General features: G+C 71.2%; 16 protein-coding genes and 2 pseudogenes. 6 read left to right on the top strand and 12 right to left on the bottom strand.

What is annotated here, in order from left to right:
* Positions 1-18: 18 nt before the first annotated feature.
* Entirely contained in the window at positions 19-996 is a 978-nt protein-coding gene (pip, locus tag AC0T5L_RS15085) for a prolyl aminopeptidase (RefSeq protein WP_476166100.1), read from the bottom strand.
* A 95-nt stretch (positions 997-1,091) separates the two neighbouring features.
* The gene (locus AC0T5L_RS15080; protein ID WP_476166099.1) at positions 1,092-1,628 is read right to left on the bottom strand and encodes a MarR family winged helix-turn-helix transcriptional regulator; all 537 of its coding nucleotides are present in this window, start codon (positions 1,626-1,628) and stop codon (positions 1,092-1,094) included.
* 97 nt (positions 1,629-1,725) lie between these two features.
* Here AC0T5L_RS15080 and AC0T5L_RS15075 point away from each other — a divergent pair.
* Positions 1,726-2,025: pseudogene (locus AC0T5L_RS15075) on the top strand (hypothetical protein); the annotation flags it as partial.
* 250 nt (positions 2,026-2,275) lie between these two features.
* Positions 2,276-2,578, top strand: coding sequence for a hypothetical protein (locus AC0T5L_RS15070; protein ID WP_476166217.1), 303 nt, complete (start codon positions 2,276-2,278; stop codon positions 2,576-2,578).
* On the opposite strand, the gene AC0T5L_RS15065 is transcribed toward AC0T5L_RS15070, so the two are convergent.
* The 6 genes from AC0T5L_RS15065 to AC0T5L_RS15040 form a co-directional block, all read right to left on the bottom strand.
* Positions 2,575-2,988: a DUF7691 family protein gene (locus tag AC0T5L_RS15065; RefSeq protein WP_476166210.1), complete on the bottom strand. Its 414-nt coding sequence runs from the start codon at positions 2,986-2,988 to the stop codon at positions 2,575-2,577. The two genes, AC0T5L_RS15070 and AC0T5L_RS15065, sit on opposite strands and share 4 nt — an antisense overlap.
* 100 nt (positions 2,989-3,088) lie before the next feature.
* Positions 3,089-3,529, bottom strand: coding sequence for a VOC family protein (locus tag AC0T5L_RS15060; protein WP_476166098.1), 441 nt, complete (start codon positions 3,527-3,529; stop codon positions 3,089-3,091).
* Positions 3,530-3,635: 106 nt separating this feature from the next.
* A complete protein-coding gene (locus tag AC0T5L_RS15055; protein ID WP_476166097.1) occupies positions 3,636-3,872 on the bottom strand; it encodes a hypothetical protein in 237 nt (78 codons plus the stop codon).
* Positions 3,873-4,185: 313 nt separating this feature from the next.
* On the bottom strand, positions 4,186-5,220 hold the full coding sequence (locus tag AC0T5L_RS15050; RefSeq protein WP_476166096.1) for an aminotransferase class V-fold PLP-dependent enzyme: 1,035 nt from the start codon (positions 5,218-5,220) through the stop codon (positions 4,186-4,188).
* Positions 5,221-5,232: 12 nt separating this feature from the next.
* Complete coding sequence (locus AC0T5L_RS15045) at positions 5,233-6,216, bottom strand: phosphotransferase family protein (RefSeq protein ID WP_476166095.1); 984 nt, start codon at positions 6,214-6,216, stop codon at positions 5,233-5,235.
* An 83-nt stretch (positions 6,217-6,299) separates the two neighbouring features.
* Positions 6,300-6,785 carry a MarR family winged helix-turn-helix transcriptional regulator gene (locus tag AC0T5L_RS15040; RefSeq protein ID WP_476166094.1) on the bottom strand — a complete coding sequence of 162 codons (486 nt, stop codon included), beginning with the start codon at positions 6,783-6,785 and terminating at the stop codon, positions 6,300-6,302.
* 108 nt (positions 6,786-6,893) lie between these two features.
* On the opposite strand from AC0T5L_RS15040, the gene AC0T5L_RS15035 reads away from it, so the two are divergent.
* Both AC0T5L_RS15035 and AC0T5L_RS15030 read left to right on the top strand, forming a co-directional pair.
* Positions 6,894-8,528 (top strand): FUSC family protein, encoded by a 1,635-nt coding sequence (locus AC0T5L_RS15035; protein WP_476166093.1) that lies wholly within the window; start codon positions 6,894-6,896, stop codon positions 8,526-8,528.
* Positions 8,529-8,650: 122 nt separating this feature from the next.
* A complete protein-coding gene (locus AC0T5L_RS15030) occupies positions 8,651-9,634 on the top strand; it encodes an NAD(P)/FAD-dependent oxidoreductase (RefSeq protein WP_476166092.1) in 984 nt (327 codons plus the stop codon).
* Between the two features lie 618 nt (positions 9,635-10,252).
* On the opposite strand, the pseudogene AC0T5L_RS15025 reads toward AC0T5L_RS15030, so the two are convergent.
* From AC0T5L_RS15025 to AC0T5L_RS15015, 3 genes and pseudogenes are all read right to left on the bottom strand, one after another.
* A pseudogene (locus AC0T5L_RS15025) lies at positions 10,253-10,318 on the bottom strand (hypothetical protein); the annotation flags it as partial.
* A 194-nt stretch (positions 10,319-10,512) separates the two neighbouring features.
* Positions 10,513-11,292: a putative protein N(5)-glutamine methyltransferase gene (locus AC0T5L_RS15020; protein ID WP_476166091.1), complete on the bottom strand. Its 780-nt coding sequence runs from the start codon at positions 11,290-11,292 to the stop codon at positions 10,513-10,515.
* Between the two features lie 148 nt (positions 11,293-11,440).
* Entirely contained in the window at positions 11,441-12,373 is a 933-nt protein-coding gene (locus AC0T5L_RS15015) for a ribonuclease Z (protein WP_476166090.1), read from the bottom strand.
* Between the two features lie 108 nt (positions 12,374-12,481).
* Between AC0T5L_RS15015 and AC0T5L_RS15010 the strand changes: the two genes are divergently transcribed.
* A complete protein-coding gene (locus tag AC0T5L_RS15010; RefSeq protein WP_476166089.1) occupies positions 12,482-13,699 on the top strand; it encodes a GDSL-type esterase/lipase family protein in 1,218 nt (405 codons plus the stop codon).
* A 205-nt stretch (positions 13,700-13,904) separates the two neighbouring features.
* Positions 13,905-19,361, top strand: coding sequence for an ATP-binding protein (locus AC0T5L_RS15005; protein ID WP_476166088.1), 5,457 nt, complete (start codon positions 13,905-13,907; stop codon positions 19,359-19,361).
* A 330-nt stretch (positions 19,362-19,691) separates the two neighbouring features.
* Here the strand turns inward: AC0T5L_RS15005 and AC0T5L_RS15000 are convergent, their stop codons facing one another.
* A complete protein-coding gene (locus AC0T5L_RS15000) occupies positions 19,692-20,276 on the bottom strand; it encodes a helix-turn-helix domain-containing protein (protein WP_476166087.1) in 585 nt (194 codons plus the stop codon).
* Positions 20,277-20,322: the final 46 nt, after the last annotated feature.

Below are 20,322 nucleotides of genomic sequence, written 5' to 3'. Positions count from 1 at the left end.
GGTGGGGGCCGTGCGGCCTCACTGTCGGCGGTGGGGCCGTTTTGTGTACTCGGAGGCGGCCAGGCGGTCGGTGGCCGCGCGGGCGGTGTCCATGAGGGTGACCGTGCCCGAGCCGTGCCCGGCCTCTTCGACCACCAGGAGTTCGGCGTCGGGCCAGGCGCGGTGGAGGCGGTGGGCGGTGTCCAGGGGGCCGCTGATGTCCATGCGGCCGTGGACCATGGCCCCGGGGATGCCCGCGAGTGTGGTGGCCTGGTCGTGGAGCTGGTCGTCCTGGAGGAAGGCGGCGTTGCTCCAGTAGTGGGTGACCAACCGGGCGAAGGTCATGCGGAAGTCGGGGTCGTCGTAGTCGGGGTTGGGGGTGTGGCCGGGGACGGTGGCTACGTGTACGTCCTCCCACCTGCACCAGGCGCGGGCGGCCTCGAAGCGCACCCGGGGGTCGGGGTCGGCCAGTAGGCGGGCGTAGGCGGTGGCCAGGTCGGTGGGGTCGGCGTGTGCCCCGGCGCTTTGGCGGAAGAGTTCCCATTCCTCGGGGAAGACGCGGCCCATGTGGTGGGTGATCCAGGTGACCTCGGCGGCGGTGGTGGTGGTGACCGCGACCAGGGCCAGGGCGCTGACGTGGTCGGGGTGGGCTTGTGCGTAGGCCAGGCCCAGGGTGGAGCCCCAGGAGGCGCCCAGGACCAGCCAGGTGTTGATGTCGCGGTGGGCGCGCAGGGCCTCGATGTCGTCGATGAGGTGATGGGTGGTGTTGGTGGTCAGGTCGGTGCTCAGGTGGCGGGCGTTGGGGGTGGAGCGTCCGCTGCCGCGCTGGTCGAGCATGATGATGCGGTAGTGGTCGGTGTCGAAGAAGCGGGTGTAGCCGGGGTGGCAGCCGGTGCCGGGGCCGCCGTGCAGGACCAGGGCGGGTTGGCCGTGGGGGTTGCCGTACTCGTGCCAGTACAGCTTGTGGCCGTCGCTGACGGTGAGCATGCCTTCGGCGTGGGGGGTGGGTGTGCTCATGGGGGGTCCTTGTCTGGTGGGGTCAGCGCACGGCTGTCGTTCGCGCGCTGGCAACGGGGTCCGGGTGTGTGGACGGGGGCCTGGTCCGCCGCGGGTCAGTCGTGTCCGTGCGCGGGCTGGGAGAGCATGTGGGTGATCAGGCCGGTCAGTCGTTGCCGGTCGGCTGGGTCGGCCTGGCCCACGAGTGTTTCCAGTCGGGCGGTCACGCTGGCATGGGTGGCGGCGCCGAGCTGATGTCCTTGGTGGGTCAGTGCGACCTGGTAGGCGCGCCTGTCCTGGCTGCTGCGCGTGCGGGTGAGCAGGCCGCGCTTTTCGACCCGGTCCACGAGCCCTGTGAGGCTGGATTTCTCCAGGTCCAGCATGCGGCTCAGTTTGGCCATCCCGACGGGGCCGTCGATGAGGCGGCACAGCAGCTGGGTCTGTTGGGGGGTGAGCTCGTAGTCGCGGCTGACCTCGCCGAACACGCGCTGTACCAGGTGTGACAACCGCACCAGGGCGACCGTGAGGCCCATGTTCGCCGTTTCGCCGTTCGCGTGGTCCCTGGTCGCGGTGTCCTCTGGCTCGCTGTGGGCTGCTGGGCCGCTCGCCGGGTTGTCGGTGCCGGCTTGGCAGACGTGGCTCGTGTGGGTCATGGGTGTGCCTCCGCTGCCAGAATACTTGACATTCGTTCGTGCTGCGAACTAATTATTTCATAAGCAGAACAGTATGTAGTGCGAACTAAGGGGTTTTGTGAACACCACCGTTGTGGTCATCGGAGGCGGATACGGCGGCACCGCGGCCGCCAAGGAGCTGGACGAGGTGGCCGACGTCGTCCTGGTCGAGCCACGGAACTGCTTCGTGCACAACGTCGCCACCTTGCGCGCCACCCACGCATCCCTGGAGGAGGCCAAAGGGGTCCTGCTGCTCGGCGCGGGACCCGCCGGACTGGAACTGGCCGGGGAGATCAAGGCCTCCTGGCCCGAGAAGGCCGTCACGATCGTTGACCCGGCCGACGACATCCTCGCCGGCGGTTTCTCCGGCGAGTTCCGGGCCGAACTGCGCGGCCAGCTCGACCGGCTCGGTGTCGAACTGGTCATCGGTACCTCCCTGCGCGCTCACCCCCGACCGAGCCCGGCACGGTCACCGAATTCACGGCCACCACCCGGTCCGGCCGGGATATCGAGGCCGACCTCTGGTTCCGCTGCTACGGGGTGGCGCCCAACAGCGGCTACCTGCGCACGGGCAGCTGGCGTCCGCCCGACTCGACAGCGGCCACGTCGAGGTCACCAGCGAGCTGCGCGTGAGGGGCCAGGAGCGGGTGTTCGCCCTCGGCGACCTCACCGCGCTGCCGGAAGCCAACATGGCCAAGGCCGCCGGGGACCACGCCGAGGTGGTCGCGGCCAACATCGGCACCCTCGTCAACGGCGGTACCGAGCTGGCCACCTACCGACCCGCGGCCCCCGGCATCTCCCTGCCGCTGGGCCCCACCGGGGGAGCTTCCTACACCGCTGATACCGGCGTCCTCGGCGCCGAGCAGACCGCCCTGCTCAAGGGCGCCCATCTGCGGATGGACACCTACACGGCACTGTTCGGCCTCTCCTAGCCCGCTGATGGGGCGGCTGATCGACCGAGGGGGCCCGCTTGCGGGCGGCCGTGTCCGCCACCGCACGGCTGCGGGCGCGCGGGTCCGTCGGCTTCCTCAGCTGAATCAGCTGAGGAAGCCGACGCCGCCCCGTCCGGCCGCGGAGGCGGCCCTGCACCAGTCCATGCAGGACTCGGCGGCCTCCAGGACAGAGGGGTCCAGGTCCGCCTCGTGCTCGTCGGTGAGGGCCTCCCACTACTGGAGGGCCTTGTGGCACTCGGTGAGGCTCCACTCGCCGTAGCACGGCAGGAAGTCGGGCGCTGGAACTTGTAGGCGTAGCCGTACATGGTGCCGTACCGGTCGTCGAAGGGGCCTTCGTCGATGACCGCGCGGATCGCCTCGTAGACGGCGGGCCCGCCCGCGTCGACGATGTGGGCGAACTGGGAGTCGAAGTGGGACAGGTGCTTCTTGAAGCGGTGACGGAGGACTCCCGGCGAGGAGGCGCTGTAGTCGTTTTCCCAGGGCCGGTTCTCAGTCGCCGAAGCCGGTCAGCGCACCGCGGTCGTCGAACCTTGCACCCGAGGCCCACGCGATCTCCCAGCGGTTGCCCTCCGGGTCAGCGATGTAGGCGGAGCGGCCTCCCCACGGGCGGTCCACCGGTTCGGCCACGACCGAGGCGCCGCCCCGTACCGCGGCTGCGAACGCGCTGTCCACCTGCTGGGGGCTGTCCACATTGCAGGCGAGCGTGATCCCCGACCAGTTGGAGGAAGCGGGGGCGCCGTCCGCCGCCTCGGCGGCCAGTTCTTCCATGGGATACAGGGCCAGCAGCACGCCGCCGAGGAGGAAGCCCGCCCAGCCGTCACCGCTGGAGGGGAGCTCCCTCCATCCCAGGCCCCGATAGAACCGGAGGAGCGCTGGCAGGTCCCGGGCTCCGAGCGTCACGACGGTCAAGCGCGAAGGCAGATCGGACATGCCTGCATGTTACGTGGCCGGACACGTGGAGCCCCAGCCGCCGCACTGCCGTGTCCAGGCCGCCGTCCCCCGGTCAGGGCACGAAGAACAGCGTGAGGTCCCCCGCTCAGAGGCCCTGGTCCTGCTCAGACATACGGTCGCGCACCTGGGACAGGGTCGCGATCAGCTTGTCCAGGTAGGGGCGGTCCCTGCTGTCGTCGTGCAGGTGCAGGGTCACCCCGGGTGCCACGTCGACCAGGGCCAGGAGTTCGGGGTTGTCCTTGTGCCAGAACACCTTGATGTCGTCGGCGTCGGGCTGGCTGATGGAGAGTTGCACGCTGGTGGTGATCGAGGTGGTGCTCACGGGGTGCCTCCTGCGGGGTCGGGCGGGGCCGGGCTGGGCGGGTCCGCCTGTGGGCCGGAGCAGGGGAGCGTGGCCGCGGCTGCTCCGTCCGTCCCGGTGCGCCTGCTCATGGCCTTTACCTGCCCGTCAGTGCGGCCTTGGCGCCACCTGCTTCCGATATTCCTCGACCTCTGTGGCGGCTTCGACGGTCGCCCTTGCGCACCGGCCACAGTCCACGTTCTGGGGCGCCGTCCAGGCCGAGGGGCCAGCGCGCCCTCGCGGGCGGGGAGGGTGCGGCGCGTGCGGTGCCCCTGGGCGCCGCACCCGTTCTCCTTCAGGCCTGGTGCAGGGCTTTGGCGGCCCGTTCCGCGTCGTCGAGGGTGTTGTACAAGTGGAAGGACAGGCGGGTGCGGCCGCCGCGTTCGGTGGTGATGATCCCGGCCCGGGCCAGGCGCTGGGCGGCGTCGGGCAGGTCGGTGGAGGTGATCGCCGAGTGGGCCGGTTCCTGGTCCAGGGCGGCGCGGAAGTGGTCGGTCAGGGCCACGTTGTGTTCTCGTACCCGTTCCAGGCCTACCTGTAGCAGCACCTGGGTGGAGGCTGCCGCGGCCACGGCCGCGAACCAGTTGGGTGAGGTGTCGAAGGCCCGTGCGGTCGGGGACAGGTCCATGTCGGTGGCGTACATGGCCGAGGGCGTGTGGCGTGCGGCGGACGGGCCGGCGTTGTTGGGGCGTAGCTGCTTGCGCAGGCCGGGGGAGAGGTAGGCCAGTGCCAGGCCGCGCGGGGCCATGAACCACTTGTAGGCGGAGGCGATCAGGGCGTCGAAGGCGGTGGCCTCCAGCGGCATCCATCCGGCGGCTTGGGTGGCGTCCGCCACGACCAGGGCGCCGTGGGCGCGGGCGGCGGCCACGATGTCGTCGGTGGGGGAGATCCGGCCGGTGGCGGACTGCACCAGGCTGAAGGCGACCAGGTGGGTGCGCTCGTCCACGGCCTGGGCCAGGTGGTCCAGGGGGAGGGCTTGCACGGTGATGCCGCGGTCGGCTTGGGCGTGCCAGGGGAAGACGATGGAGGCGAAGTCGCCTTCGGGGACCAGGACGTGGGCGCCCTCGGGCAGGCTGGCGGCGATGGTGCCCGCGATCTGGGAGGTGCTGGTGCCCAGGGTGAGGTCGTCGGCGGGCGCACCCACCAGGGCGGCCAGGTTGGTGCGGGCCTGTTCCAGCTCCCGGCCCCAGTGGTGGGGGTCGCCGGTGGCCGCGTGCCAGGTGTCCAGGGTCTGGGTCAGGGCCTGGTGGGCGGGTGTGGGTGGGATGCCGTACTGGGCGGTGTTGAGCCAGACGGTGTCGGTGTTCCACAGGTTGGGGATCGTGTCCATGGGGTGAGTGTTTCAGGCGGTGGTGGTCAGGGCCGCGTGGAGGTTGTGTTCGACGATGTCGAGCATGGTGTCGCGGTCGGGGAAGTCGCCGTCGAGCAGGCGCAGGGGCCCGGCGACCAGGGACAGGTGCGTGGCCAGGGCGTACAGGTCGGTGCGGGCGCCGTCCAGGGGGCGGGTGGCAAGGCGCGGGTGGTGGCGGCCAAAGCGCAGGCGCAGGAAGGCGTGTTCCCATTCGACGTCGAAGAACATCAGTCCCTCGATGTCGATGAGGGCGGGGGCGCCGGCGGTGTCGACCAGGACGTGGTCGGGGCCGAGTTCGCCGTGGATGAGTCCGTGTTCGTCGCGGGGGGTGATGCGTGCGGCCAGGGTGTGCAGGGTGTGGGCGAGGCGTGGGCGGTCCTTGTGGGCGCGCGGGTCGCGTTCGGCGGCCTCGTCCAGGTCGGTCAGGGCTCGTTGCAGGACCAGGTCGTGGCAGGAGGGGGCTGCGGGGGTGCCGCCGCCTTGGACGTGGGCGACCTTGCCGAAGGCGGGTGCGGTGTGTGCGTGCATGGTGTGCAGGCTGTGGGCGAGGCGGTCCAGGACGTCGAGCATGGCGTCGGGGTCGCGGTGCAGGTGCTCTTCCAGGGTGGGGCCGGTGACGTCCTCCACCACGGCCAGGGCCCCGGGGTGGTGGGTGCCGGTGGTGTCCAGGGCGTATAGGTGGGGTACGCGCACGTCCAGGTCGGTCAGTGCCTGGTGGGCGGTGGTGAACAGGTCGGGGCCGGAGTCGTGGGAGAAGGGGTCGGCCGGGTCGGTGCTCTGGCCGGTGGTGGGCCAGTAGTCCTGGCTGGTGTGCCACAGGTAGGCGATGACGGTGGTGTCGTCGGTGAGGGTGAGGCGGTAGACGCCCTTTTTGGTGCCGCCGCGCAGGCGCTGCACGGTGCGGGCGGGGCCGGGCTGCTCGAGCAGGGCGGGGACGGCGTGGACGAGGGTGTGGCGGGCGTCGGGCGCGCTCATGGGGCTCCTGGCTGTGGTGGGGAGTGTGCATCATGGCACGGCCCCAGACCTGGGCGCGCGGGGTTTTTGGGGCCGGGGTGGGCTCAGGCGCGGTCGATGGGGGCCAGTACGCGGGAGAGCAGGGTGGCCAGTTGGGCGCGCTCGTCGGCGGTGAGGGGGTCCAGGACGTTGGCCTCGCGGGTGAGTTGGTCGGCGAAGAGGGTCTCGGCCAGGGCTTGTCCGCGTTCGGTGAGGCGGATCTGGACTTCGCGGCGGTCGCGTTGCAGGGGGGTTCTGGTGATGAGCCCGGCGGCTTGCAGGCGGGTGAGGCGTTTGGTGGTGGCGGCGCCGGAGGAGATGGTCTCGCGGGTGAGCTGGCGGGGGCGCAGGCCCTGGGGGGAGCGGCGTAGGGCGGCCAGGACTTCGAATTCGGGGCGGGTGACCTCGGCGTCGGCGAGTGCGTCCTCGGTGATGTTGTTCATCAGGGCGGCCAGGCGCAGGATGCGGCCCATGGCGGCCATGCTGGTCAGGTCCAGGTCGGGGCGCAGGTGTGACCAGCTGTCGAGGAAGCGCGAGACGGCGTCGCTCATGGTGTCCTTCGCGTGGGTGGTGCGGTCTCTGGTGGGTGGGGCCGGGGTGGGTGAGGTCTCCCCCGCTCCGGTTGATTTACTGGTAAACCATCCTACAATAGTTTACCTGTGAATTACTTTTCGTCAGTGTTGGTGTCCCTGCGCCGCACCCTCAGCGTCCAAGGGGCTTTTCGGCCTCGTCCCGTCCACGGCAACGTCGCGGTCACCGCGCTGCGCGCCGGGTCCTGTGTGGCCCTGTCCCTGGTGTCGCTGTACGCCGCCGGGCGGATCGACCTGGTCCCCTACGCCGCCATGGGCTGCTTCACCGCCCTGTACGCACGCGATGACACCTACGCCCGCCGTGCCCGGATCCTGGCTGTGGTCGGGGCCGCACTGACCGCGTCCGTGGCTCTGGGCGGGCTGACCTCGGCCCTGTTCGGCCATCCCCTGGCCGCCATCGTGGCGGGTGCCCTGGTGGCCGCCGGGGCCAAGTACCTCTCCGACGCCCTGGCCTTTGGCGCCCCGGCCGGGCTGATGTTCGTCTTCGCCACGGGGGTGGCCGCCTACAGCCCCCAGACCCTGGCCGCCCTGCCCCTGGAGGTCGCCACCACCGCGGCGGCCGCCGCCCTGTGCTGGACCCTGGCCCTGGTCGGCACCCTGGTCCATCCCACCGCCCCCGAACGCCTGGCGGTCGCGCGCGCCCTGCACGCCCTGGCCCGACACCTGCGCCGGCCTTCCCCCGCCGGTCGCGCCGCGGCCGAGGGCGCCCTCCAACACGCCTGGGACGTGTTGCTGTGCGCGCCTCGGCGCACCGGCGTTCACCACGTACTGGAGATCCTCACCGCCCGCGCCCAGAGGCTGCTCACCGGTACCGGCCACCGCGTCGGCGACGCCCGGGCCGCCGCCGAGCTGAGCGAGTTGGCGCGCCGTACGCGACGCGAGCGCACCGTCGAGCCCCTGGTCGGCGCGGACGAGCACACGGCCCTGGCCGCCCACGTCGCCCGGCTGCGCCCTCACCACGCGCCCGCCTCCGGGGCGGGTGAGCTCCTGCGCGCCGCGTTGCGCTCTCCTTCGCCCACCCCGGCCTCGGTGGTGCGTATCGCCGTGGCCTCCCTGCTGGCCGGGACCTTGGCCTGGGTGTTGGGTATGGGGCACGGCTACTGGGCGGCCGTCTCGGCCGGGTCGGTCTTGCAGGCCGCCAACGTCACCACCACCTGGCACCGCACCCTGCAACGCGCCTCGGGCACGGTTGTGGGTGTGCTGTTGGCCGCGGTGCTGTTCTCCTTCGACCACTCCCCGCTGAGCGTCATCGCGGTGGTGGTGGTGTGCCAGATGGCCGCGGAGCTGGTGGTGGCCACCAACTACTCCTACGCCATCGTGTTCGTCACTCCGCTCACGTTGGCCCTGTCCAGCCTGGGTCGTCCTGTCTCGGGTACCGAGGGGTTGGCCGCCGAGCGGCTGTGGGCGACCGTGCTGGGCGCGGTGGTCGGTGTGGTGGTGTGTGCGCTGGTGGCCAACCGCCGCGCCGGCCAGCACCTGCGCTCGGCTCTGGCCGCGTGTGAGGGTGCGTGCCAGCAGGTGGAGGCGGAGGGGGCGCGGGATCCAGTGGCCCGCCACCGGTTGGCGCGCTGCCTGGTCGCCCTGCGGGAGGCACACGCCCTGGCTGCGGGGGAGCCGTGGGCCAGGGGGCCGCAGGCCGGGGAGGTCGAGCGTGTGGAACGGGGTGCCCGTGCGCTGTTGGACCGGCCCCTCGTGCACGGGTGAGCGGCCCTGGGAGCTGGCGGGGCCGTGTGCGCTCTCGCCCCACCCGGGTGTTTGCTGAAACAGCAAAGAATTTTGCCAGGATTCGGTGTCTGGCGCAGCATGGACGGCGAAAGGGGACACACATGGACACCACCGCACAGCACAGTGCCGCCGCGAGCCACTACGAGGCCGTCGTCATCGGCGGGGGCGCCGCCGGGCTCTCCGGGGCCCTGGCCCTGGCACGCGCCCGGCGCTCGGTCCTGGTCGTCGACGCCGGACAGCCGCGCAACGCCCCCGCTGAGGGTGTGCACAACTTTCCGACCCGTGAGGCAACCCCGCCCGCGGAGCTGCTGGAGATCGGCCGCGCCGAGGTCACCGGCTACGGTGCGCACGTGCGCACCGGCCGTGTCGTCGCCGCCCAGGTCCGCCCCGATGCGGCCTTCGCCCTGCGCCTTGACGAGGGCTCCACCGTCACCGCCGACCGGCTCCTGGTCGCCACCGGTGTGGCCGACGAACTGCCCGACGTTTTCGGCCTGGCCCAGCAGTGGGGCCGCGGCGTCTTGCACTGCCCCTACTGCCACGGCTGGGAGGTGCGCGACAGGGCCATCGGTGTCTTGGCCACCAACGCCATGGCCGTGCACCAGGCGCTGCTGTGGCGCCAGTGGAGCCAGGACATCACCCTGTTGCAGCACACCGGACCCGACCTGGGCGAGCAGGAGCGCGAACGGCTGCACGCACGCGGTATCCGTTTGGTGCGGGGACCGGTCGCCGGGGTGCGGGTCGAGGGTGGGCGCCTGGCCGGGGTCGAGATGGCCGATGGCGCCACCGTGGCGCTGAACGCCCTGACGGTGGCCACGCACATGCGTGCCCGTGTTCAGGGCCTGGAGGGGCTGGGGCTGAAGGTGATCCAGGCCCAGGCGATGGGGCAGGTGACGGGCACCCGGATCGAGGCCGATGCCACCGGTGCCACCAACGTGCCGGGCGTGTGGGCGGCGGGCAACGTCACCACCCCCTTCGACCAGGTCATCGCTGGTGCGGCCGCCGGTCTGCGGGCGGGCGCGGCGATCAACGCCGACCTGGTCACCGCCCAGGCCGATCAGGCGGTACGGGAGCGCTCGGCCGCCTGAGCCGCTCGCCGTGCGGGGGCGCGCGGGCCCCCGCACGGCGGCCTCGGTGCTCAGTGAAGCGTGGTCGTCTCGATGCCCAACAGCTCCTGCCAGGCCCGCTCTCCCCGCTCGGTCACCCGCAGGGCCCGACCCCGTGGGCGCGCACCATCCCGAGGCCAGGGCGTGTCGGCGCAGCGCCGCCCCGGCCGCCCCCGCCAGGTGCGGCCGGCGTTCGGTCCAGTCCAGGCACGCGCGTACCAGTGGGCGCCGCCCGGTGCGTGTCAGGGGCACCCGGTGGCGGGCGAACCAGGCCAGTCCCTGCTCGGTCAGCGCGAACCCGGTGTCCTGGAGCAGCAGGCCCTGCCGGGTCATCGCCTCGGTGATGGCGCATCCCAGCCGTCCGGCCAGGTGGTCGTAGCAGGTGCGTGCCCGTGCCAGTGCCTGGTCGGCGCGCACGGTGCGCAGGGTGCGGGGGCGTTCGCTGGCGGGGGCGGGGTCGACCTGCGCGGCCAGGGTCTCCACCAGGTGCGCCACCGTGGTGTCGGCCAGGCGTACGTAGCGGTGGCGGCCCTGGCGTTCCTGGGCGAGCAGCCCGCCCCTGACCAGCCTGGTCAGGTGGTCGCTGGCGGTGGAGGCGCCGACACCGGCGTGGCGGGCCAGTTCGTTCGCGGTCCAGGCCCGCCCGTCCAACAGCGCAAGACACATCTGGGCGCGTGTGGGGTCGGAGAGCAGGGCCGCCAGGGCGGCCAGGCGATTTCCGTCAGGGGCGTGCATACCTTCCAGGATGGGCCAGCGACCGTGCGGTGGTGACCGAAGTGTCGTCGAGGGCGCCCGGCGGGGCGCCCCCAAGGGGCCTTGCCCGCACGTGTGGCCGGTTCCTGTGCGTTGGCCGCCCGGGGTCAGCGGGTGCCGATGAGCACGGTGGCCTCCCGCTCCTGGCAGGAACGCACCTGGCAGGACAGACCGCCCTGGGCGAAGGCGGCCCGCGCGGACCGGACCTGTTGTTCTTCCACCTCCACCAGCAGGTGGCCGCCCGGGGTCAGCCAGTCGGTGGCCTGGGCGGCGACGCGGCGCACCAGGTCCAGTCCGTCCGCGCCGCCGTCCAGGGACAGGTGGTCCTCGTGCACGCGTGCTTCGGCGGGCAGCAGGGCGATCTGACCGGTGGGGACGTAGGGCACGTTGGCGACCAGGAGCTGGACGCGGCCGCGCAGCCCGGTGGGCAGGGGCTCGTACAGGTCGCCGTGGTGTACCGGATGGCCGGGCAGGTTGCCTCGGGCGCAGGCCACGCTGGTGGCGTCGATGTCGGCGGCGTGCAGGGTGATGTCGTCTCGGGTGTGGGCCAGGACCGCGCCCAGGGCACCGGAGCCGCAGCACAGGTCGACGGCCACGGCGCCGGGGGTGAGGAGGGCGGCGGCCTGGCGGGCCAGGAACTCGGTGCGGGGGCGGGGAACGAACACGCCCTCGTTGACCTGTACGCGCAGCCCGCAGAACCGTGCCCAGCCCAGGACGTGTTCGAGGGGCAGACCGAGGCAGCGCCGGTCGGCCATCGAGACCAGTTCGTCGAAGGTGCGCGCGGTGTCGGTGATCAGCCGCGCCTCTTCCTCAGCGAAGACACAGCCCGCCGAGCGCAAACGTGTGATCAGGGCGAAGGAGGGGACCGAAGAGAGTGGGGACGCCACGAAAGCCTTTCCAGAGGACTGTCGGGCGTTCGGGCTAGGACGCGACGGTGTGTCCTGGCGGTGGGAACGCCCGGCTTGCAGCAGCGATGATCGTTCTCACCTCCCCGGTCGGTCCTTGCGGTGCCCGGAGATCTTATCCCATCGCGGGTCAGGGTTCGCGGGGCGGGACCGGTACGCGCTCCAGGTCCTGGGCCAGTACGACGGTGCCCCCGAACTCGGCGGCGGCCTGGGCGACGAAGCGGTGGTCATCGTCTTGTTCGTAGCGTTCGGACAGGTGGGTGAGCACCAGGGTGCGCACCCCGCCGGCGCGCGCGGCGATGCGTCCGGCCTGGCGTGCGGTCAGGTGGCCGTAGGAGCGTGCCAGGTGCTCCTCGGTGTCCAGGTAGGTCGACTCGATCACCAGCATGTCGGCTCCGCGCGCCAGTTCCACCGCTTCGTCGCACTCGGCGGTGTCCATCACGAACGCCAGCACCTGGCCCCGGCGGGGGCGGGCGCACTCGGCCAGCTCCACCCGGCGCCCGTCGCCGGTGGTGACGCTGCCCTGGCGTTGCAGGCGACCGATCATGGGGCCGTGCACACCATGGGCGGCCAGCTTCTCGGGCAGCATGCGCCATCGGTCCGGTTCGGCCAGCCGGTACCCGTAGGCGGGGGCGGAGTGGCGCAGTGGCAGAGCGGTGATGCGCAGGTCCTGTTCCCCCATGAGGCAGGAACCTGTGCCGCCGACCGGTTGGGCCAGTACGACGTCGGTGTCGTGGAAGGCGGTAGCGTGGCGCAGCCGCTGCCAGTACCGCTGGCCCTGGGCGGGGTAGGCCGCGCGCACGGTGTGGGGGACCCGGTCGCGGGCGATGCGTTGAATGGTGCCGGGCAGCCCCAGGCAGTGGTCGCCGTGGAAGTGGGTCAGGCAGATACGGGTGATGTCGGTGGCGGCCACGCCCGCCAGGCTCATCTGGCGCTGGGTGCCCTCACCCGGGTCGAACAGGACGCCGTGGGTGTCCCACCTCAGGAAGTAGCCGTTGTGGTTGCGGCGGCGGGTGGGCACCGCGCTGGAGGTGCCCAGGATGAGGAGTTCGCGTGCGGACATGGGGGGATCCTGCCACAGCGGCCCCGCCCACGGCTGGTGGGCGCGGCCGCCGCCCTGTTCGACGGATAATGGTGTGCGGGCCGGGCGTGCGGTTGACAGACTGAGAAGATGAACCGTCAACACGACCCCGTACCCGGTTCCTCCTCGCCCCGGGAGGGAGACTGGATCACCACCCCGGTCGAGGCGTGCCTTCTGCGCGGCGCCCTGGACCTGGAGCGCACCGAGCACGGGGTGCTGCCGCACCGGCTGCCCGCCTGGGCCCGCGCACAGTGCGCTGACGGGCAACTGGCCATGGCCGAGGCCCAACCCTCCGGTGTGCGGCTGGTCTTTCGCACCCGGGCCACCGCCGTGGAGTTGGACACGCTGCGCACCAAGATGGCCTACCAGGGCGCCCCGCCCCGCCCGGACGGGGTGTACGACCTGCTCGTTGACGGTCACCTGAGCGGGCGTGCCAGTGTGGGCGGCGGCAACGTCCAGATGATGGACATGGCTACCGGGTCCGTCGAGACCCGTCCCGGCCCGGTCGGCACGGTCGGGTTCACCGGTCTGCCCAAGCGTGTGAAGGACGTCGAGGTCTGGCTGCCCCACAACGAGGTCACCCAGCTGGTCGCCCTGCGCACCGACGCCCCCGTCGAGGCCGTGCCGCGGGGGGAGCGCAGGGTGTGGCTGCACCACGGCAGTTCGATCAGCCAGGGCTCCGACGCTGAGAGCCCCACCACGACCTGGCCGGCGCTGGCCGCCTCCCTCGGCGGCGTGGAGCTGGTCAACCTCGGCCTGGGCGGCAGCGCTCTGCTCGATCCGTTCACCGCCCGCGCTATGCGAGACACCCCCGCGGACCTGATCAGCGTCAAGATCGGCATCAACCTCGTCAACACCGACCTGATGCGGCTGCGCGCCTTCACCCCGGCCGTGCACGGTTTCCTCGACACCATCCGTGAGGGGCACCCCACCACGCCGCTGCTGGTCGTCTCGCCCATCTACTGCCCCATCCACGAGGACACCCCCGGCCCCAGCGCTTTCGACCTCAGCGCCCTCAGCGCCGGAAAACTGCGGTTCCGGGCCACCGGCGACCCTGACGAGCGCGCCGCGGGGAGGTTGACGCTCAACGTCATCCGCGAGGAGCTGTCCCGTATCGTGAGGCAGCGGGCGGCCGATGATCCCCGTCTGCACTACCTCGACGGCCGCGACCTCTACGGCGAAGCGGACTTCGTTGAGCTGCCGCTGCCCGACCAGCTCCACCCGGACGCCGCCACGCACCGCCGTATCGGTGAACGCTTCGCCGAACTGGCCCTGGGCAGCGGGCCGTTCACCGCACAGCGCGGCTGAGGGGCCCGCCCCTGGCCGTGGCTTCGAAAAAACCCGGGTCGGGTGCGGGCGACCGGCGGCTTTTGGTCATTCTCCACAACTGGAGCCGCGTAGCGTTTGCGGTCTGCGACATGGCGCCGCCAGCCGGCAGACGAAAGGATGAGCACTGCCGTGGTCCGTCATGTCGCGGCACGCACATCTTTGGTCTACAGGAGGGCTCGGCCGTATGTTCAGACGTGTCGCCATCGTCAACCGCGGTGAGGCCGCTATGCGGCTCATCCACGCCGTACGGGACATTTCCGCGGAGACCGGGACACGGGTCGAGACCGTCGCCCTGCACACCGACGTCGACCGTACGGCCACCTTCGTCCGCGAAGCGGACCTGTCCTACGATCTCGGTCCCGCCTCCGCACGCCCCTACCTCGACCTGGAGGCGCTGGAGCGCGCGCTGGTGGAGACGGGCGCCGACGCCGCGTGGGTCGGCTGGGGCTTCGTCGCCGAGGACCCGGCGTTCGCGGAACTGTGCGAGAGGATCGGAGTCACCTTCGTCGGGCCGAGCGCGGAGGCCATGCGCAAGCTCGGCGACAAGATCGGCGCGAAGCTGCTCGCCGAGGAGGTCGGCGTGCCGGTCGCGCCGTGGAGCCACGGTGCGGTCGAGACCCTGGACGCCGCACTGGCGGCGGCGGACGAGGTCGGCTATCCGCTGATGCTGAAGGCGACCGCGGGCGGAGGCGGACGCGGCATTCGTGTGATCACGAACGCGGCTGAGCTGGCGGACGCCTATGAGCGCACCAGCCAGGAGGCCGCGCGGGCCTTCGGTAGCGACATCGTGTTCCTGGAGCGCCTGGTCACCGGTGCCCGGCACGTCGAGGTCCAGGTGATCGCTGACGGTGAGGGAACCGCGTGGGCGCTCGGTGTCCGCGACTGCTCGGTGCAGCGGCGCAACCAGAAGGTCGTCGAGGAGTCGGCGTCGCCGGTGCTCAGCCCCGCGCAGACGGGCGAGCTCAAGGCTTCGGCCGAACGGTTGGCCGTGGCGGTCGGTTACCGCGGTGCGGCCACCGTCGAGTTCCTCTACCACCCCGGTGAGAAGCTGTTCGCGTTCTTGGAGGTCAACACCCGCCTTCAGGTCGAGCACCCGATCACCGAGTCCACCACCGGGTTCGACCTGGTCAAGGCACAGCTGCGGGTGGCGTCCGGGGGCAGGCTCGAAGGTGAGCCGCCGGTGGAGCGCGGACACGCCGTCGAGGCCCGGCTGAACGCCGAGGACCCCGACCGCGACTTCGCGCCCTCCCCGGGCCGCATCGCACGGCTGGACCTGCCCGCCGGGCCGGGTATTCGCGTGGACACCGGCGTCAGTGAGGGCGACACCATCCCCGCTGACTTCGACTCGATGATCGCCAAGATCATCGCCTACGGCCACAACCGGGACGAGGCGCTCGGCAGGCTGCGCCGGGCGATGGCGCAGACCACGGTGATCATCGAGGGTGGTGCGACGAACAAGAGCTTCGTGCTCGACCTGCTCGACGAACCCGAGGTGATCGACGCCAGCGCGGACACCGGGTGGATCGACCGTGTCCGGGGCGAAGGCAGGCTCGTCTCGCACCGGCACTCCGCCGTCGCGCTGGCGGCCGCCGCCATCGAGGCCTATGAGGAGGAAGAGCGCGTCGAGCAGCAGCGGCTGCTGTCGACGGCGTTCGGCGGCCGCCCGCAGGTGCGGCATGAGGGCGGTCGGCCGCTGGACCTCAAACTGCGCGGCGTCGGTTACCGCGTGCGTGTGGCGCGGGTCGGCGCGCACCGGTTCCGTGTGGGCGTCGAAGCGGGGGACGGTGTCCACACCGCCGACGTTGAGCTCGACCGATTCGACCAGCACACTGGTCGAATCATCGTCAACGGCGCCCGGTACCGCCTGCTGGTCGGCACGCACGGGCCGATCCACCTGGTCGAGGTGGACGGCGTGACGCACCGGGTCAGTCGCGACGAGGGCGGTGTGGTCCGCTCGCCCACGCCCGCGCTGGTCGTCGCCACACCGTTGGAGGTCGGTGCCGAGGTCGAGGCGGGCGCGCCGGTGCTGGTGCTGGAGAGCATGAAGATGGAGACGGTGCTACAGGCGCCGTTCAAGGCGCGGCTGAAGGAGTGCGCTGTGTCCGTGGGCAGCCAGGTGGAGACCGGTGCCCCGTTGCTGCGGCTGGAGCCGCTCGCCGACGCGGAAGCTGAGGACACCTCGGCTGTTGAGTCCGTTGAACTGGACCTGCCCGCCGCCTCCGCGTCGGTCCCGGCGCGAGAGCGCGCCATGCGTGGGCGGGAGGATCTGCGCAGTCTGCTGTTGGGCTTCGACGTTGATCCGCACGACGAGCGCCGGGTGCTCGACGGCTACCTCGCCGCGCGCCGGGCGGCCGCTGAGGACGGTCACCGGCTGCTGGCTGAGGAGCTCGAACTCGTCGACGTGTTCGCCGATCTCGCCGAGCTGAGCCGTAACCGGCCGGTGGTCGAGGACGGCGGCGACGACCACGTGTACAGCGACCGCGAGTACTTCCATACCTACTTGCAGAGCCTGGACGTTGAACGGGCCGGGTTGTCGGAGGCCTTCCAGGTCAAGCTCGCCAAGGCGCTCGGGCGCTACGGGGTCACCGAGCTGGAGCGCTCTCCCGAGCTCGAGTCCGCGGTGTTTCGGATCTTCCTCGCCCAGCAGCACGCCTCTGCCGACGCCACGGTCGTGACGACGCTGCTGCGTGCGTGGCTGCGGGAGCCGCCGCCGGACGAGGCGCTGCGCGAGCCTGCCGGTCTTGCGCTGGAGCGGTTGGTGGCCGCGACGCAGGTCCGTTTCCCGGTGGTCGCCGACCTGGCGCGCGGAGTGGTCTTCGCCTGGTTCGGTCAGCCGTTGCTGCGCCGCAACCGCGCCCGCGTCTACGCCGACGTCCGTAAGCACCTGCGTCACCTGGACGCGAACCCGCACGCACCGGACCGTGCCGAGCGTATCGCTGAGATGGTGCGCAGCACCGAGCCGCTGGTGCGTTTGCTCGGTCAGCGGCTTGTCCGCGATGACCTGGACAACGCGATCATGCTGGAGGTGCTGACCCGGAGGTACTACGGCAACAAGGGGCTCACCGGCGTCCACACCAGGCAGGTCGCGGACTGCACGTTCGTGGTCGCTGAGCGCGCGGGCTCGCGTGTGGTCTCCTCCGCGGTGAGCTTCGACGCGCTGGGTGATGCGCTGCGCGGGCTCGCTGCTCTGGCGAACGGCACGGACGCCATCGACGCCGACATCTACCTCTCCTGGGAGAAGCAGCCGGAGGACTCCGATGCGATGGCGGCCGCGCTGCACGAGGTCCTGAGCGTGAACCTGCTGCCGGACCAGGTCCGCAGGCTCACCGCCACCGTCGCGGGCAGGGGCGGCGCGGTGATGCACCACCACTTCACGTTCCGCTCCTCGCCCACCGGGATGGCCGAGGAGCGGCTGATCCGTGGGCTGCACCCCTACATCGCGCAGCGGATGCAGCTGGAGCGGCTGAGCAAGTTCGACCTGACCCGGTTGCCGTCCTCGGACGAGGAGGTCTACCTCTTTCAGTGCGTGGCGCGGGAGAACCCTTCCGATGAGCGCCTCATCGCCTTCGCGCAGGTGCGCGACCTGACCGAGCTGCGTGAGAACGACGGCAGGCTGGTCGCGCTGCCGACGGCCGAGGACACCATCGCCACCTGCCTCGACTCGATCCGCCGTGCGCAGTCGCGGCGCCCGTCGAAGAAGCGCTTCAACACCAACCGGATCGTGGTCTATGTCTGGCCGCCGAGCGGCATGAGCCGCGCGGAGCTGGAGATGATCGCCGGACGGGTGCTGCCGACGACCGCGGGCGCCGGGCTGGAGGAGATCCTGCTCATCGCGCGACAGCGCGACCAGGAGAGCGGCGAGCTGACCAAGACCGCCGTGCGCGTCTCCTTCGATGCCACCGGTGGCACCGAGCTGACTGTCGGCGAGCCGTCGGATGAGCCGCTTGAGCCGCTCGACGACTACCGGCAGAAGGCGCTGCGCGCGAGCAACCGCAACACGGTCTACCCCTATGAGCTGACCGGCCTGCTCGGCGACTTCGTCGAGTACGACCTCGACGATGACCACGTGCTGGTGCCGGTCGAGCGGCCCAAGGGGAACAACACCGCGGCGATCGTGGCGGGCGTGGTCACCACGCCGACCCCGCGGCACCCGCGGGGCGTCACCAGGGTCGTGCTGCTCGGCGACCCGACGAAGTCGCTCGGCGCACTGTCGGAGCCGGAGTGCCGCCGGGTGATCGCCGCGCTGGACCTGGCCGAGCGGATGCGGGTGCCGCTGGAGTGGTACGCCCTCTCCGCCGGCGCACGGATCTCCATGGAGTCGGGTACCGAGAACATGGACTGGGTGGCCGCGGCGCTCAAGCGGATCGTCGAGTTCACCCAGGACGGCGGCGAGATCAACATCGTGGGCGCGGGTATCAACGTCGGCGCGCAGCCGTACTGGAACGCCGAGGCGACGATGCTCATGCACACCAAGGGCATCTTGGTGATGACGCCGGATTCGGCGATGGTGCTCACCGGTAAGCAGTCACTCGACTTCTCCGGTGGCGTGTCGGCCGAGGACAACTTCGGTATCGGCGGCTACGACCGGGTGATGGGCCCGAACGGGCAGGCGCAGTACTGGGCGCCGAACCTGAGCGCCGCGCGGGACGTGCTGATGTCGTACTACGACCACACCTACGTCGCCCCCGGCGAGGAGGCACCGCGGCGGGCGGGGACGACCGACCCCCTCGACCGCGACATCTCCGACTTCCCGCACTCCGTGGCGGGCAGCGATTTCACCACCGTCGGTGAGATCTTCTCCGCTGAGGCCAACCCGGACCGTAAGAAACCGTTCGATATCCGGACCGTGATGCGGGCGCTCGCCGATCAGGACCACTCGGTGCTGGAGCGTTGGGCGGGTATGGCCGACGCGGAGACCGCGGCGGTGCAGGACGTGCACCTGGGCGGGATGCCGGTGTGTTTGCTGGGCATCGAGTCACAGTCGGTGTCGCGGCGCGGTTTCCCGCCCACCGACGGCCCGGACACCTATACCGCGGGCACGCTGTTTCCGCGCTCGTCGAAGAAGGTCGCGCGGGCGATCAACGCGGCCAGCGGCAACCGGCCGCTGGTGGTGTTGGCGAACCTGTCGGGCTTTGACGGCTCACCGGAGTCGATGCGCAAGCTACAGCTGGAGTACGGCGCCGAGATCGGCCGTGCGATCGTGAACTTCCGTGGGCCCATCGTGTTCTGCGTGATCTCGCGGTACCACGGTGGCGCGTTCGTGGTGTTCTCCAAGGCACTGAACCCGAACATGACCGTGCTTGCGCTGGAGGGCTCCTTCGCTTCGGTGCTCGGTGGCGCGCCCGCCGCCGCGGTGGTGTTCTCCGGTGACGTCAACGCCCGTACCGCGGCCGACCCGCGTGTGCGGGACTTGGAGGCCCGCTGTGCGGTCGCCTCCGGAGCTGACCGTGCCGCGTTGACCGCGGAGCTCGACGAGCTGCGGTCGTCGGTTCGCGTGGAAAAGCTCGGTGAGGTGGCCACGGAGTTCGATCGCGTGCACGACATCCAGCGCGCGGTCGAGGTCGGCTCCGTGGACGCCGTCATCCGTGCCGCGGAGCTGCGCCCGCGCATCATCGAGGCCATTGAGGCTCGTCTGCGCTGATTCCGCTTCGGCGCCGCGTTGTCGGAAGCCGTGCCCACCAGGGGGCCTGGTGGGCACGGTGGTTTTGTTCTTGGCGTGCCCCGAGGAAGGCGCGGGAGGCCACGGGCCGTCTCCTGGTGCGCGGTCGGTGGCTTGAAAGGCCTCCGAGGGGGACCGGTCCGGATTTTGGCGGCAGAGCTCTCCGCGACGCAGGTGATGCGGCGATCGCTTCGGCGAGTGCGGCTGGTTCGCCACGACCCGGCATGCGTTCCAGGTGCTACGCCGCGTTCTGCGGAGTCAGCGACTCTGGGTGGAACTGCTACAGGCCGGTTTTCGCGTGCGCTGAGCAGGTCAGGGTGCGGGGGCGGGCCCGGGCGGCAGGTGGACCGTCATGATCAGGCGGCAGGTTTCGGTGCCTGTGCCGCAGTAGGCGTGGGGGAGGTCGCCGTCGAACGTGGCGGTCTGTTCGGCTTCGACGGTGTACTCGGTGCCGTCGACGACCAGGATCATCCGGCCGGAGATGACGCTGACGGTTTCCACGACTCCGGCCTGGTGGGGGTGGCTGGGATATTCCTCCTCCGGTTCCAGCTGCCAGCGCCAGACCTCGACAGGGGTCGGGCCCGAGGTCGTCAGTACAAACCGGGCCTGGCTGCCTTGTGCTCCGGTCCACAGGGGGGTCACCTCGTCGGCGGCCACGACGCGGACGCGGCCTTCGGGCGGTCCCTGCATCAGGTCGGACACCGAGATGCCCAGGGTGTCGGCCAGCCGGACCAGGGTGGCCAGGTTGGGGTTGCCCTGGGCCTTCTCCAGCCCCACCAGGGCTCCTTTGCTGACCTGGGCGCGTCGGCTGAGCTCCTCCAGGGACAGGCCCGCGCGACCACGGGCCGCCCGGACGTTGTGCGCGACCGTCCGCAGAGCTGCGACCGTCTCGACCACCTGATCACCATCCTCGCCACTTGACCGTTTGAATGCACCGCTCGGT

This window comes from Nocardiopsis sp. TRM 82005, assembly GCF_056312425.1.
This window is presented reverse-complemented; position numbering and strand designations above follow the sequence as displayed.

Coding starts and splice junctions, on each gene's coding strand:
- AC0T5L_RS15010 (WP_476166089.1), top strand. CDS start 12,482: ATGAACCGTCAACACGACCCCGTACCCGGTTCCTCCTCGCCCCGGGAG.
- AC0T5L_RS15015 (WP_476166090.1), bottom strand. CDS start 12,373: ATGTCCGCACGCGAACTCCTCATCCTGGGCACCTCCAGCGCGGTGCCC.
- AC0T5L_RS15060 (WP_476166098.1), bottom strand. CDS start 3,529: ATGTCCGATCTGCCTTCGCGCTTGACCGTCGTGACGCTCGGAGCCCGG.
- AC0T5L_RS15050 (WP_476166096.1), bottom strand. CDS start 5,220: ATGGACACGATCCCCAACCTGTGGAACACCGACACCGTCTGGCTCAAC.
- pip (WP_476166100.1), bottom strand. CDS start 996: ATGAGCACACCCACCCCCCACGCCGAAGGCATGCTCACCGTCAGCGAC.
- AC0T5L_RS15080 (WP_476166099.1), bottom strand. CDS start 1,628: ATGACCCACACGAGCCACGTCTGCCAAGCCGGCACCGACAACCCGGCG.
- AC0T5L_RS15005 (WP_476166088.1), top strand. CDS start 13,905: ATGTTCAGACGTGTCGCCATCGTCAACCGCGGTGAGGCCGCTATGCGG.
- AC0T5L_RS15040 (WP_476166094.1), bottom strand. CDS start 6,785: ATGAGCGACGCCGTCTCGCGCTTCCTCGACAGCTGGTCACACCTGCGC.
- AC0T5L_RS15030 (WP_476166092.1), top strand. CDS start 8,651: ATGGACACCACCGCACAGCACAGTGCCGCCGCGAGCCACTACGAGGCC.
- AC0T5L_RS15045 (WP_476166095.1), bottom strand. CDS start 6,216: ATGAGCGCGCCCGACGCCCGCCACACCCTCGTCCACGCCGTCCCCGCC.